Here is a 15,125-nt window from a genome sequence, read left to right on the forward strand (position 1 = left end):
GTTCCCTCCTTTCACAGATAGATATCTTTAATAAAGCTGTATCCCATTATATACATATGTTCTGATGATGGATCCACATCGCGTAAAGCACCATGAGGACTACTAAACAAAACAGTACTACGCGGTGAAATACGATCAATTTCATGCATTACACTAAATCGACTCGTTATAAATAAAACATTAGCCTTATCATTTAATTTTAGATTTTTTTCTCTACTTTGTCCATTATATACGACTATTTGGTTCATACCATTTTTATATATTACCCTTGCCGAACCGTTACTGTGAAAGTACTTAACTTTTACCATTCTAGGATTCATGCCATATGCCCTAATAGTTTGATTAATTAGACTTTCATTAGGCATTGTTTTAATATAATCTGGTGCATCGATTAACAAATATGCCTGTTCATGGTTTGGTGCTATACACAGCAGCACATTACACTGTTTCATAGGAATATAATGGATTAACGTATTCTTGTGATGATGAGTCACATAGTATGAAACACCATAGGCTGCAACCATGCATAATAAGGACATTACTACATATACAGTATACTTCTTCTTATGTGTCAAAAAGTACGTAAACAGACCTAGTAAAGTATAATATACATAAACACAATAAAGATGCATCATACCAAGCCAAAGTAAACTACCACTACTCCCTAAGACATGATTTAAATATAACGATATGCGTAATAGTACATCTATCAAAGACCATGGAAAAGATATAGACATTACATAGCTAATAACAGTGCTTATAAAGATTAAAATGATGGATATATCTAATATAGGTGCTACTATGCAAGCTGCTAATAAACTAGCAATACTAATATAGTGAAAGTAATACAGCTGTAGCGGCAAGATGAGCAACTGTGCTGACACACATAAAACAAGGGGTGTTTTAATCCATTTTGGTAGCCATTGTATCCGTTCATATAGTACCTTCCCCCATATAAGTAAACCATAGGTTGCACCAAAGGATAGTTGAAAGCTTACATCAAACAAAGAAAAAGGATCATATACAAGACATAGTATAGCGCATATACATAAAGCCTGTTTAGCTTGATATAATCGTCCTTTTACATAAGCCATGCACATGAGTATACTCATCATCGTTGCACGTATAACAGGTGCATCTCCACCAACGATACAGCAATATATACAAGCTACTAATATACCTAAAATTAAGCATGTGCGCTTCCCTAATTTAACGAGTCTTCCTAAACCGTAAATTAAGGCTAATAGCAGTGCAATATGTGAGCCAGAGATAGATAAAATATGGATGAGACCCGTATAAGCAAAATCTTTCATTCGCTTTTCCCCTAGCTCACTATAATGACCACCCAAGCATAAGGCTTGTGCTAATACCTTTTGTGGACCATCTAGATTACTAGCAATATTTTTTTCAATAGATTCTCGTATTTGACCACATAAATATAAACTTTTTCCATATAGTTTTTCAGAAAATGTTTCTTTAAAGTGGAATGCTTGTAAATCTTTATTAGTAGCAGATCGATATACACCATCATAGATTCGACCTCTTGTATTAGAGCTCATATATCTGCCTCTAAGATTAATGCGTCCTTCCTCTTCAATGAGAAATAAGCTTTTTGGTGTACCTTCAATTATTGCTTGTTCCCCTAGCCGTATTGTATACTTTGTAGCAGATACCTTTGAGTAAATCTGTAATCGACCCTGTGCCTTAATATAGTCATTTTTAGCAGAATCTTTATAGGGATGTAATCCATGTAACTCTACATTATATTTGTAATATTCCTGTCCATCTAGATTTACTATTTCAGGAGATGATACAACAGTACCTAGATATTCTCCTTCTTGCTGTAAATAGTATGATGTATAGCTACTATAATTAATAATTTGTAAGTCTGTATGATAATAGGATAATCCCATTGCAGCAAAAACTAATATTAATAAATTGGCATATAAACGCCACCTACAATAAGATTGCATTATTTTAATAACAGTTACACCAATAATAGCTAAGGCAATCGCAAAAATATAATGCATTTGACTAAGTACGGGATAATATTTACCATATCCTAATATAGTGCCAATTATTATAGATCCCAATATAGTATGTGCCCATTGGCTATAAGTTATAAATGGCTTTGTATTAACTAAAACTTGAGTATTGAAGATTGATTCCTCAAACGCTCGTTCTGTATTCCTAAATTTAGATTGTAATTTTATCTTTAATCTTCTTAAATACGCCATCACCGATGCCCTTCACCCCCTTGATACCTTCAACGGATGTAAAGGGTCCTTTTTGTGAACGATACTCTTCAATTCTTTTTGCCATAGCGGGTCCTATGCCTGGTAATGCATCAAGATCTTTTGCAGAAGCTGTATTGATATTAATTTTGTTACCGCGCAATAAAACCTCTGGATTACCGTGGAAGTTAAATACTATGTGGATATGATCTCCCGCATTAACCGACTTTGCCATATTGACTGATTCTACATCAGCATAAGGTAATAGCCCACCTGCTAACTGAACTACATCACCTACAGTAGCACTACTTTCAAACTCATATAAACCAGGTGAAACTACGGCGCCCGTAATATAAGCTATAGGTTTGTTGGATGTTTGTTCAACAGTTGATATAGAAGAATTTCCATCTATTGCTCCTTCAACTAAGACAGAATCGCTTTCATCTGTTATAATAGGCCATAGGAAATAAATTCCTACTAAAATACATAGGATTAATATAATTGTCATATATGGCTTCAATTTTACTTTCATAGTGCACCTCCTACTGAAAGAATTCCCTATGAAAAAGTAAACTCCTACCGTTGACTCTATTGGTCACACCAGCAGGAGTTTCATAATTGATGTCGAATATAAGGAGATACAATGAATCAAGAAATATTAAAAAAATATGCACATACCTTGTTAAAATATGGCGTAAATTTACAAGAAGATCAAACTCTTGTTATTTCTGTAGATGTGGAAAACAAAGACTTTGCAGTTATCGTCACAGAAGAAGCATATGAATTAGGTGCCAAAGAGGTTGTCCTCAACTGGAGATGTTCTCCAATCGCTCGTCAACGTTTATTACATGCTAAGGAATCTGTATTAGAAAGACCGGCTAACTGGATACCTGAATTCTACAAGCAATACATCGATGATAAGGCCGCTTTCTTATCTTTGATTAGTGCGAACCCAAAAGCGTTAGAAGGTATTCCAACAAATCGTATTTCACTACAATCTCGTAACTTAAATAAAGCTTTATCCTTCTACCATACAACGATTATGAACTCCTCTGTTACATGGTGCGTTGCTTCTGTACCAACGGTTCTATGGGCAGATTTACTTGGCTATGAAGGTACAGATGAAGAGAAAATTGAACAACTATGGGCTACCCTATTAAAACTTTGCCGCATTGAAGGTGTAGAACCGAAAGACACATATCGTCATCACATGGCAAAATTGCGTCACCGCTGTGAAGCATTGAATAAATTAGACTTAAAGGCATTGCGTTATACTTGTAAAAATGGTACTGACCTCTTATTAGAATTACCAGAAGGTCATATATGGCTAGGTGGTGAAGAATCTTCAAAGGATGGCACTATTTTTAATGCCAATATTCCTACAGAGGAAGTTTTCTCCGCACCCCAATATAATGGTGTTAATGGTATTGTATACAGCACAAAACCTTTAATTTACCATGGCAATACTATTTCTGATTTCTCCTTTACTTTCAAAGAAGGTAAAATCGTTGATTATACTGCAAAAGAAGGTTATGAAGTATTAAAAGAGTTAATAGAAACCGATGAAGGCTCCCACTACCTCGGCGAAGTTGCTTTGGTGGACCACTTCAGCCCAATTAGCCAATCTAACCAAATTTTCTACGAAACATTGTTTGATGAAAATGCATCCTGCCATTTAGCGATTGGTGCATCTTATCCTACATGCCTCAAAAATAGTGATGGTTTATCTGAAGAAGAATTAAAAGAACGTGGCCTTAACTACTCCTTAACACATGTAGACTTTATGATTGGTCATGAACATATGAATATTAAAGGCTACACTCGTGATGGCCAAGAAGTAGACATTATGATTGATGGCCGTTTACAAGTATAAACATGACTACAGTGTAATCCTACATTGGATGATAGTAAAAACTGTACGTTCAATCTAACGGATCTGGTTGATATCAATTTATAATAGAAAACTACATATAAAAGAGCCCCTATATACGCTTGTATATAGGGGTTCTTATAAGTGGTAAAAAATTATTATATCACAATGTAATATTCAATGTGCGGCCTGTAGATTTGTATTCAATAATGTCTACACCTGCGGTTTTCAACATCCGTTTGGATGCTTTTACTTCTTTTGTATCCTTATAGAGATCATCGCGATAGATAACGGCTTTAATACCACTTTGAATGATGGCTTTCGCACATTCATTACATGGGAAAAGCGTTACATATATTTTAGAGCCCTCTAGAGAACCGCCACGATAATTTAAGATTGCATTGAGTTCGCTATGTACAGTATAGAAATATTTGTTATCATCAGCTGTATCACGTTCCCATGTGAAATCATCATCACTGCAATTCAAAGGCATACCATTATAACCAATGGACAAGATTTTATTATCATTACTAACAATACATGCACCAACTTGTGTATTTGGATCCTTAGAACGTTGTGCTGCCAAAATGGCAACACCCATGAAGTATTCATCCCAGGAAATATAATCGCTACGTTTTGCCATAATTACCTCACTTAAAATAAGCCCCCTTCTACCTATGTAGTTGGGGGCTTACAATATTAAACAAATAGAATATCCTTATTTAACAACGATATTTACAAGTTTACCAGGTACGTAAATAACTTTTACGATATACTTACCTTCTATAAATTCTTGAACACGGCTAGATTCTTTGGCCAATGTTTCTAATTCTTCTTTTGTAATATTTACGGAAACAGTAAGTTTATCACGAACTTTACCATTTACTTGCAAGACTACTTCTACTTCGTCTACAACGAGAGCGGATTCTTCATATACAGGCCATTTTTCTGTGTGAATGGATGTAGTTTCACCCAATTCATGCCACAATTCTTCTGTAATATGAGGCACAAATGGCGCTAAAAGAAGCAATAAGGAATGTGTCAATTCATTAGCTAATGCACTATTGATTGTTTCTACTTTATCCTTATGAGCATACATAGCATTTACAAGTTCCATGATGGCAGAAATCGCTGTATTAAAGTTGAAATTATTATCTAAGTCTTCCGTAACCTTTTTGATAACACGGTGTAATTCACGACGCAATCCGAATTCGTCTTTTGTAAGATCACCAGTTACATTTTTCTTAGACTCTTCGTTGTACGCATCAACAATACGCCATACACGGCCTAAGAAACGATAGGAACCTTCAACACCTTGGTCAGACCAATCAAGGTCACGATCTACAGGAGCTGCAAATAGAATGAACAAGCGAGCAGTATCAGCACCATAGGTATTGATAATTTCTTCAGGAGAAACTACATTACCTTTGGATTTAGACATTTTACTGCCTTCTTTAAGAACCATACCCTGTGTCAACAAGCCACGGAATGGTTCATTTGCATCGATAAGGCCTAAATCGTGAATAACTTTCACAAAGAATCGAGAGTACAATAAATGCAAGATAGCATGTTCAATACCGCCGATGTATTGGTCAACATTCATCCAGTAATTAGCAATTTTTTTATCGAATGAAGCTTGGTCATTTTTAGCATCTGTATAGCGCAAGAAGTACCAAGAGGAATCGATAAATGTGTCCATCGTGTCTGTTTCACGACGTGCAGGGCCACCACACTTAGGACATGTAGTATTTAGGAAGCTTTCAGATGTAGCTAATGGAGATACGGCACCAGATTCAAATTTAACATTCTCTGGCAAGCGTACTGGCAACTCTTCTTCAGGAACGAGTTGTTCACCACATTTTTCACAATATACTACAGGAATTGGCACGCCCCAGTAACGTTGACGAGAAATCAACCAGTCACGAAGGCGGAAGTTTACTTTACCTTCACCAATACCGCGTTCATTAAGAGCAGCTGTAATATTTTTACGAGCCTCTGCAGATGTTTGGCCGTTATAATCGCCAGAGTTAACTAGAATGCCATCTTCATGGTACCATTCTTGCCATTTTTCAAGGCTATATTCTTCGCCTTCACAAGCTACAACCTGTTTAATTGGCAAATCGTATTTATGAGCAAATTCCCAGTCACGTTCATCATGTGCAGGAGAACCCATTACAGCGCCTGTACCGTAGTCTACTAATACATAGTTAGCAATCCAAACCGGTACTTGTTCGCCAGACATAGGGTTTACTGCATAAGAGCCGGTGAACATACCTTCTTTAGGTGCCTCTGTAGATGTACGGTCGATATCGCTCATATTCCGCATACGTGTAATAAAAGCTTCTAATTCAGCTTTATTAGGAGCGTTTTCAATAATGCGTTCTACATATGGATGTTCAGGAGCCAGTACTACATAGCTTACGCCATAAATTGTATCTACACGGGTCGTATACACAGATACACGTTCATTAATAGACGGTACTTCAAAGGAAAACTCCGTACCTTCTGAGCGGCCAATCCAATTCTTTTGCATCAATTTAACGCGTTGTGGCCAGTGATCAAGAGTATCCAAATCAGTTAACAAGCGATCTGCATATTCAGTGATGCGCAAGAACCATTGAGACAAGTCTTTTTTCTCAACTGGGTTATCACAGCGCCAGCAAGCACCATCGATGACTTGTTCGTTTGCCAAAACAGTATGACAAGTTTCACACCAGTTTACTTTAGCTTCTTTTTTGTACGCTAAGCCTTTTTTATAAAATTGTTGGAAGAACCATTGAGTCCATTTATAGTAATCTTCTTTGCAAGTCGCTACTTCACGGTCCCAATCGTAGGACAAACCAAGAGCTTTTTGTTGTAATTTCATGTTCTCGATATTATCAAGAGTCCATGTTTTAGGTGCAATACCATGTTTGATAGCCGCATTTTCAGCAGGCATACCAAAGGAGTCCCAGCCCATTGGATGCAACACGTTGAAGCCCTTCATTTTTTTGAAACGAGCTACTACGTCACCGATGGAATAGTTACGCACGTGACCCATGTGTAAGTTACCAGATGGGTACGGGAACATTTCTAATACATAGTATTTTTCTTTAGATTCATCATATTCTGTTTTAAATGTATGGTTATCTTCCCAATACTGTTGCCACTTTTTTTCAATATCTTGGGCTACATACTTTTCGTTCATGTAGGGGCCTCCTCATATGGTCAACCTCATAGGTTGCCATTTTATAATTAATATTTTTATTTTACTACGTACTGTAAAAGCAGTCAAACACTAGCGTTTTACGACTTGAATAGTTTTTATTAAATCATTTTTAGGGCTTGTATTTTGATCAGAACTATGACTAGTATATAAATCATTTTGCTCTTTAACAGTTTGTTTATTGTGTTCTTTTCTAGCTTTAGCATCTTCTTCTAAGCGTTTTTTCTCAGCTTTTACTTTTTCAACTTCTTCTTTTGCTTTGCGTTTAGCAGCTTCTTTCTCTTCTTTAGCTTTCCGTTTTGCTTCCGCTTTAGCTGCTTTTTCTTTTTCTTTTTCTTCTAAGCGTAATTTGTATTGTTCAAGCTTTGTTAATGGTTTAGCTTCTTGAACTACAGGTTCAGGAACAACTGCTGTAGGAGATTTAGGAATACCACGTCCTAAGTCTTTTTCTTGAATCATAGTAATCGTAGAAATATCTTCAAACCCTTTACGCCATGCTGCAAACCCACCAAGGTGTAATTCTTTTACCAGATCAAGTTTTAAGCCTAACGATGTATTATCTTCAAACCAAATACGATCTGAACCAGAAGCTGTTGGAATAGATAAATAGTATAACTTTAATCGATCGTCCCAAGTCATTTTATCTCTGTAATTAGCAAAGTAATTACTTGTATTCTTCATAGCCAATGTCTCGCTTTTTGCATAACCATTCGTTTCATGCCATAAGCGCATATAGAATGGTACGCCTAATATTAACTTTTGAGAAGGAACTTCAGATAGCATTCTTTCTGTATGGCTACGGACCCAAGGATAACTTGCAACAGGACCTGCAGTAGTACTCTTAGCCCAAGTTTCGTCATACGCCATAAGAACTACATAATCTACTGTATCTGCCAAAGCTTTACGGTTATACACTAATGACCATTCTGGACTATCAGAATAGCCAGTCACATCGATAGAAGTTTTAATATTATACTGATGTAAATGATTAGACAAATATGCTACAAATGTTGTTAAACGATCACGATCAGCATAATTAATGTTTTCAAAGTCAAAGTTATAACCATCAAACCCATATATATAGGCATATTGAACAAGGTTATGAGCAAATTTCTTCCATACCGATTGATCCGACAAAATACCACTTGTAAAATTAGAGTCAAACCGATTAGTAATTAACGGCCAAATATGATAGCCTTTATCCTTATACGCTTTCACATAATCAATATTTACATTTGAACTTGCTTCTAAACCTAAGCTATGCAATTTAAACCAACTTGGAGAAATAATATTATCACCACTCGTATTGAGTTTTGCCTGATACGGAATTCCCTCTGTTGTCCATGGATCAAAAGCCCAAGCCAATGGTGTTTGCAATGTATAAGGTGCTTTCACCGTAGATGCTTCTGGTGCAGGTCCTAAAATAAGTTGACCATTATTTTTTGTATAACTAACACCCAGCATAGCTGGCTCAGACTCAATATCTACATAGGATATACCATCTTTTTTGGTAATGGGCAATTTAACAGGTTCACCTACGGCTGCAGGATTTAAAATAACCGTATCACCTTGTAATTCACTTTGTGGAATATATACTGTATATGCTGTTTTATATTGATTTGCTTCGTAATGACGTGTAGTAGTGGCTAAAAATTGATCTAATGGTACCAATACCTCTGCTTGTACGATTGTACTAGATAATGCAGACATTACTAAAGCTGTTAATGATTTTATAATAGTAGATTTACGAATCATGTACTCTCCTAATTCTAGGTCCCATACTGGGATACAATACCAATCTCTATATTATACCATATTATATATAGTTCATCTCTTTTCTTGCATGAAGGATATATGTAATTTATAATTTAATTTATGTACTAATAAAAAATTATCACATAAGGAGTTTTGTATGCATCAATATTTATTTTTCATAGGGGACTTCCCTATTAGAGCCTATGGTACCATGTTAGCTTTGGCTATCATTTGTGGTGCCTCTGTTGCCTATGTACTTTTGAAAAAGGATGGCCGCGGTTGGCATGAACACATCATCGACTTTTCCATTACTGTAGCCGTAGCTGGTCTCATCGGTGCTCGTCTATGGGACGTATTCTTCTTTGATTGGGATTATTACGGTAATCATTTATTAGAAATTCCCTTTGTTTGGCAAGGAGGTATGGCCATTCAAGGTGGCGTGGTACTAGGCACAATTGCTGGCTATTGGTATCTTCGTAAAAACAAAATTGACTTTTGGGCTTTTGCCGATTTATTTGCCCCTGCATTGATTTTAGCTCAATCGGTAGGCCGTATGGCAAACCTTTTAAACGGTGATGCTTTCGGTCATCCTACGGGTGGTAATTATGGTATTATCTATCCTGAAAGTACCCTTGCCTATCGCACCTACGGTAATCAGCCGCTTTGGCCTGCCGAAGTATGGGAAGGTCAAATTGATATTCTCATCTTTGTAGCCCTTCTATTATTTGGATCTTTCAAACATGCTAAGGGCCAAGTGTTCGTACTATATGCCATTCTCTATTCTACGGCTCGCTTCTTCTTAGAGTTCTTACGTGGCGATTACGTAAACTTAACGCTAGGTTTAAAATCTGCTCAAATGACGAGTTTAATAGCCATCATTGTAGGTATCTGTGTATTCATTTATCTAGGCTATCTTGAAAAGAAAAATCAAGCTGTTATAGTAGCTACAGAATCAACAACAAAAACTAAAAAACGTAAATAATAAATACAAAAATACTTAACAAAAAAGTCCTACACTCATGGGTTTTACCTATGAATGTAGGACTTTTACTATTTTCTGAAATAAAACTATTTCTTAAAAGGCTATTTCTTATAAATTTTCTTTAGCTTTTAGAGCATCCAGTTCTTCTAAAGCACGATTTGCAATCAGTGCATTTTTTTCTTTTTTCTTGCGTACTTTTTGAGGCCATGGATCCATGATGCCAAAGTTGACATTCATCGGTTGGAAGTTAGAGCCTTCGTAGTTAGAAATATAGTGACTAAGGGAACCGATAGCCGTCGTCTTAGGAAACTCAATAAATGGTTGTTCCTCTAAGTAACGGTCTACTTGTAGGCCTACCATTAGACCACTAGCAGCAGATTCTAAATAACCTTCAACTCCAGTCATTTGACCAGCAAAGAATAAACGCGGTTCCTTTTTAAGCTGGAATGCATGATTCAATAACTCAGGAGAATTGATATACGTATTGCGATGCATAACACCATAACGAATAAAATCGGCATTTTCAAGGCCTGGAATCATACCGAATACACGCTTTTGCTCGCCCCATTTTAAATGAGTTTGAAAGCCTACCAAATTAAACATGGTACCTTCTTTATTCTCCTTACGCAATTGCACAACTGCATAAGATTCCTCATCGGTGCGTTTATCCACTAAGCCCACAGGCTTTAAGGGCCCATAACGCAATGTATCTTCCCCACGGCTCGCCATAATTTCTACGGGCATACAGCCTTCAAAGTAGATTTCCTTTTCAAAATCTTTTGGTTGTACGGCTTCAGCCGTTGTAAGCTCATGCCAGAACGCTTTATATTCTTCTTCGGTCATAGGACAGTTAAGATAATCCGCATCGCCCTTATCATAACGTGAGGCAGCAAAAACTTTATCATAGTTTAAGGATTCAGCCGTTACAATAGGTGCAGCAGCATCGTAGAAGTAAAAGCCTGTTTCACCAGTTAAGGCCTTAATCTTATCTCCTAATGCTTCAGATGTAAGCGGACCAGATGCAAAAATAACAGTTGCTTCTGTAGGAAGTTCAGTGACCTCTTCTAGATGAACTGTAATATTAGGATGACCTTTTACTTTTTTCGTCACCATTTCACTAAATAAATGACGATCAACGGCTAAAGCACCACCTGCAGGAACAGCAGTTGCATCAGCACATTCCATAATGATGGAACCGAGACGACGCATTTCTTCTTTCAAAAGACCTACCGCATTTTCAATATTACCAGCGCGCAACGAGTTACTACATACGAGCTCTGCAAATTGATCTGTTTGGTGCGCAGGAGAACTCTTAACAGGACGCATTTCATATAAGTCTACATGAATGCCTCGGTTAGCAAGCTGCCAAGCTGCTTCGGATCCTGCAAGGCCTGCACCAATAACGATAACATTTTTATGATTCAATTGTAGTTTCCTCTTTTTTAGCTTTGCTAGACTTTTTAGATTCTTTTACAGTTTCTTCACTAGCTTCGCTTTTTTTCTTTCTTGTTTTCTTTGGTGGCCTAGTAGGACAAGTTTCATTGGAACAGAACTTTTTAACTGTACCATTTTTATATGTCTTTTCAACCATTATAGAACCACATGTTTCACAGAAATCATGAGTTGGCTTATCCCATAATGTAAAGTCGCATTGTGGGTATCGATTACAGCCATAGAAAATACGCCCACGACGAGACTTGCGTTCTACGATTTCCCCTTCTTTACATTTAGGACATGTTACACCAGTTCCTACTGTAATAGGTTTAGTATTTTTACATTCCGGGAAGTTAGAACATGCTAAGAACTTACCGTAGCGACCAAATTTATATACCATTGGGCTATTGCAAAGTTCACAGATTTCATCACTTTCCATAGATGCAATTTCAATGCGGTCTACGTCACTTGCATCTTCTAGCTCTTGCGCAAAGACCTCGTAGAAATCAGATAATACTTTTACATACGTATCCTTGCCAGACGCAATAGCATCTAGTTCTTCTTCTAGATCACGGGTAAAGCCAGTATTGATGATTTTTTCAAAGTATGCAATCAAGAAATCTACCACCACAAAGCCTAGCTCTGTAGGCACGAATTGTTTATTCGTATTTTCCACATAGTTACGGCTTACGATAGTATCTAGAATTGGTGCGTATGTACTAGGGCGACCAATGCCGAGTTCTTCTAATGTCTTGATAAGACTCGCCTCGGAGTAACGTGGAGGTGGTTGTGTGAAATGTTGTTCAGGCAATACCTCTACCGTATGGGCAGCATCATTCTTTTTTAAAACAGGTAATTGAGGTACATCCTCTTTTTTTGCATCTTCATAAACGGTACTGAAACCTGGGAAGATAACACGAGAGCCAGTCGCTTTAAATGTATAGTCATCTTTTACATTCAACTCTATCGTTGTGGATTCATTTAGTTGCGGCGCCATTTGGCTAGCCATAAAACGATTCCAAATCAACGTATATAGCTTAAGTTCATCACGACTCAAGAATGGTTCCACCATTTTAGGTGTTAACTCGAGAGATGTAGGACGAATAGCCTCATGCGCATCTTGTGCAGAACCCTTAGAGCCGTACACATTTGGTTTAGACGGATAATAGTCTTCCCCATAATTGCGAAGAATAAAGTCCTTAGCCATAGCTTGCATCTCTTTAGAGATACGCGTAGAGTCTGTACGCATATATGTAATCAAACCTACGTGGCCATAGGAGCCAATTTCTAAACCTTCATATAAATGTTGGGCGATCATCATCGTACGCTTAGCACCAAAGTTCAATTTACGCACGCCGTCTTGTTGCAACGTAGATGTTGTAAACGGAGGTGCCGCTTTACGAGAACGTTTGCGCTTTTCAATATTTGTCACTACTGCATCTTCACCGCCAATAGCATCAACCACGGCTTGTGCATCACTTTCAGTAGTAATATCGATTTTCTCGCCTTTAATATGTGTCAACTCCGCTGTGAAAGATTCTTTTTTAGGTGTTTCAAAATTACCTTTAATGGTCCAATATTCTTGTGGTTCGAAGGCTTGGATTTCGCGCTCTCGTTCACAGATAAGTCGAACTGCTACAGATTGTACACGACCAGCGCTGAGTCCTTTACATACTTTTTTCCAAAGTAATGGACTCAATTTATAACCTACGATACGATCTAATACACGGCGCGCTTGTTGAGCATCTACCATATTCATATCGATGGTACGTGGAGCCTCCAAAGCCTCTGCTACGGCATTTTTAGTGATTTCATTAAACGTAATACGACAGGTAGACTTAGAATCTACATTGAGAATGTACGCTAAGTGCCAAGAAATGGCTTCCCCTTCGCGGTCAGGGTCAGTTGCAAGCAATACGGCGCTGCTTTCATCAGCATAGGAAACGAGTTCATCTATAACCTTTTTACGAGTTACAAGATTGCTGTAGCGCGGTGTAAAGCCATGCTCTATATCGATGCCCATTTGAGATTTAGGCAAGTCTCGTAGATGGCCCATACTTGCTTTTACCACATAGTTAGGACCTAAGAATTTTTCAATTGTTTTAGATTTAGCAGGAGATTCTACAATAACCAAGACTTTGCCGTCCGGATTATATACGCGAGGTTCCCGTTGCTCCGGTGGCACGGAAGTTTGTAGTACAGATTTATCCCGTACAATCCCCATTGGAGTAAGGGCTTCTTTAGTAACCTTACGCTTTATAGTAGTACTCTCTTTCTTAGTATTTTTCTTTTCTGTATCTTTACTAGTACTAGCTGCTTTCGGCTCGCCAATAACGATAGATCGTTTAATGGACAAGTATATCACTCCTAGTCATATTAATATAGCCTCTCGGCGGATGATTCTCTATAGCCCCTTCCATTTCTAATGTTAGTAATAAGGGCTGTAGTTGTTGTAATGGAATACGAGTCGCTTTCAAAATATCACTAACCGTAATACATCGATCATGAGGTATTTCATTCAATATTACACTCCTATCCACATTAAAGCTTAACATAGAGCACCCTTTTCTATCAACACTTTGACTATGATTTCCTATTTGAACGCTAGCTTTTACGCCTTTATTACCTTTATTATTTGTTGGTAAAAGTTTATGTTCACTAGAAAAATATTCCCGCATTGTTAAATGGTATTGTTCAACTATATCCTCATAACCAGTAAGTACATATGCACCATTTTTCATTAAGAATTTATTTCCGTCTGCCGTATGGTCTAATAGATTACATGGTACCACAAATACATCTCGACCTTCACTAACCGCCATATCTGCCGTAATCAAAGAACCACTACTAGACTTGGCCTCCACTACGATAACACCTCTGCATAATCCACTAATGATACGATTCCGTGCTGGGAAATGTTTTGCGGACGGCGGTGTACCTGGCGGGTATTCGGATAGAAGTAACCCATTATTTTGTAACATACGATCAAATAATTTTGCATTTTCTCGAGGATAGGTAATATCTAAACCACAACCCATAACAATGATTCCATACCCCTGACTAGCCAGAAGGCCTTCATGACCATGTGAGTCTATACCACGGGCCCCACCGCTAACAATAATGGTACTGTATTTACCTAATTCTTTGCCGAGCATTCTCGCCACATTCCGGCCATATAAGGAGCAACTCCTTGCTCCAACAATAGCAATGCGATTTAATCGTCCATCTAAGAGTGCCTGATTACCTCTCATAAATAAAATGGCTGGCGGATTGTATATATGATTTAAGATAGACGGAAAGTCTTTGTCTAAAAAGGTAGTAAAATCCATCTGGTATTCGTCTACTTTATGGATAATATAATCTAATTTTTCATCTTTAGCCGATGCTGAAATGGCACGTTTATCAGATGCAGAAATATGTGTATAAGATTTTAAGTTTTCTACATTCTTAATAGCTTGCCACGCATCATAAGGGGATCCAAAATCCTCTATAAATCGCCTTACATATGTGGCTCCAACATTGTATAAGCTTTGTAATCCTGCAATATAAATATTGTCATCGTATCTAATCATATAAACACCTAGTAATTCTTTCTAAGTATATAATCATTAATTTTATATAGAATCAAACAACTACTTTTGGCAA

Annotated in this window: 10 protein-coding genes; 2 read left to right on the forward strand and 8 right to left on the reverse strand. The window is 37.3% G+C overall.

The genetic code is table 11. From position 1 onward, the window contains the following. Positions 1-11: 11 nt before the first annotated feature. Both KHY58_RS01160 and KHY58_RS01165 read right to left on the reverse strand, forming a co-directional pair. Positions 12-2,240, reverse strand: coding sequence for a ComEC/Rec2 family competence protein (locus tag KHY58_RS01160; protein WP_278471588.1), 2,229 nt, complete (start codon positions 2,238-2,240; stop codon positions 12-14). Next, on the reverse strand, positions 2,197-2,766 hold the full coding sequence (locus tag KHY58_RS01165) for a helix-hairpin-helix domain-containing protein (protein WP_021148170.1): 570 nt from the start codon (positions 2,764-2,766) through the stop codon (positions 2,197-2,199). The genes KHY58_RS01160 and KHY58_RS01165 overlap by 44 nt, the downstream gene beginning before the upstream one ends. A gap of 111 nt (positions 2,767-2,877) precedes the next feature. On the opposite strand from KHY58_RS01165, the gene KHY58_RS01170 reads away from it, so the two are divergent. After that, positions 2,878-4,107 (forward strand): aminopeptidase, encoded by a 1,230-nt coding sequence (locus KHY58_RS01170; RefSeq protein WP_278471590.1) that lies wholly within the window; start codon positions 2,878-2,880, stop codon positions 4,105-4,107. A gap of 160 nt (positions 4,108-4,267) precedes the next feature. Here KHY58_RS01170 and KHY58_RS01175 read toward each other — a convergent pair whose 3' ends face one another. The 3 genes from KHY58_RS01175 to KHY58_RS01185 all read right to left on the reverse strand — a co-directional run bounded on the left by KHY58_RS01175 (position 4,268) and on the right by KHY58_RS01185 (position 9,064). Continuing rightward, positions 4,268-4,747, reverse strand: a complete 480-nt coding sequence (locus KHY58_RS01175; protein WP_004695896.1) for a deoxycytidylate deaminase — start codon at positions 4,745-4,747, stop codon at positions 4,268-4,270. Positions 4,748-4,822: 75 nt separating this feature from the next. Further along, positions 4,823-7,291, reverse strand: a complete 2,469-nt coding sequence (leuS, locus tag KHY58_RS01180) for a leucine--tRNA ligase (RefSeq protein ID WP_278471592.1) — start codon at positions 7,289-7,291, stop codon at positions 4,823-4,825. A 90-nt stretch (positions 7,292-7,381) separates the two neighbouring features. Beyond that, positions 7,382-9,064, reverse strand: coding sequence for a glycosyl hydrolase family 18 protein (locus KHY58_RS01185; RefSeq protein WP_278471594.1), 1,683 nt, complete (start codon positions 9,062-9,064; stop codon positions 7,382-7,384). A gap of 157 nt (positions 9,065-9,221) precedes the next feature. Between KHY58_RS01185 and lgt the strand changes: the two genes are divergently transcribed. Beyond that, on the forward strand, positions 9,222-10,046 hold the full coding sequence (gene lgt / locus KHY58_RS01190) for a prolipoprotein diacylglyceryl transferase (RefSeq protein ID WP_008713970.1): 825 nt from the start codon (positions 9,222-9,224) through the stop codon (positions 10,044-10,046). A gap of 108 nt (positions 10,047-10,154) precedes the next feature. Here lgt and trmFO read toward each other — a convergent pair whose 3' ends face one another. The 3 genes from trmFO to dprA are packed head-to-tail and all read right to left on the reverse strand — an operon-like array spanning position 10,155 to position 15,052. Continuing rightward, the gene (gene trmFO / locus KHY58_RS01195) at positions 10,155-11,471 is read right to left on the reverse strand and encodes a methylenetetrahydrofolate--tRNA-(uracil(54)-C(5))-methyltransferase (FADH(2)-oxidizing) TrmFO (RefSeq protein ID WP_008713971.1); all 1,317 of its coding nucleotides are present in this window, start codon (positions 11,469-11,471) and stop codon (positions 10,155-10,157) included. Next, complete coding sequence (gene topA, locus KHY58_RS01200; protein WP_278471596.1) at positions 11,461-13,836, reverse strand: type I DNA topoisomerase; 2,376 nt, start codon at positions 13,834-13,836, stop codon at positions 11,461-11,463. The genes trmFO and topA overlap by 11 nt, the downstream gene beginning before the upstream one ends. Continuing rightward, complete coding sequence (gene dprA, locus KHY58_RS01205) at positions 13,826-15,052, reverse strand: DNA-processing protein DprA (RefSeq protein ID WP_270278705.1); 1,227 nt, start codon at positions 15,050-15,052, stop codon at positions 13,826-13,828. The genes topA and dprA overlap by 11 nt, the downstream gene beginning before the upstream one ends. Between the last annotated feature and the right edge of the window lie 73 nt (positions 15,053-15,125).

The organism is Veillonella parvula (assembly GCF_018366295.1).
Lineage (GTDB): Bacteria > Bacillota > Negativicutes > Veillonellales > Veillonellaceae > Veillonella > Veillonella parvula_P.

Excerpts from the sequence above, each read along its gene's own strand:
- KHY58_RS01165 (WP_021148170.1), bottom strand. The coding sequence starts at position 2,766 with ATGAAAGTAAAATTGAAGCCATATATGACAATTATATTAATCCTATGT.
- KHY58_RS01170 (WP_278471590.1), top strand. The coding sequence starts at position 2,878 with ATGAATCAAGAAATATTAAAAAAATATGCACATACCTTGTTAAAATAT.
- KHY58_RS01175 (WP_004695896.1), bottom strand. The coding sequence starts at position 4,747 with ATGGCAAAACGTAGCGATTATATTTCCTGGGATGAATACTTCATGGGT.
- leuS (WP_278471592.1), bottom strand. The coding sequence starts at position 7,291 with ATGAACGAAAAGTATGTAGCCCAAGATATTGAAAAAAAGTGGCAACAG.
- KHY58_RS01185 (WP_278471594.1), bottom strand. The coding sequence starts at position 9,064 with ATGATTCGTAAATCTACTATTATAAAATCATTAACAGCTTTAGTAATG.
- lgt (WP_008713970.1), top strand. The coding sequence starts at position 9,222 with ATGCATCAATATTTATTTTTCATAGGGGACTTCCCTATTAGAGCCTAT.
- dprA (WP_270278705.1), bottom strand. The coding sequence starts at position 15,052 with ATGATTAGATACGATGACAATATTTATATTGCAGGATTACAAAGCTTA.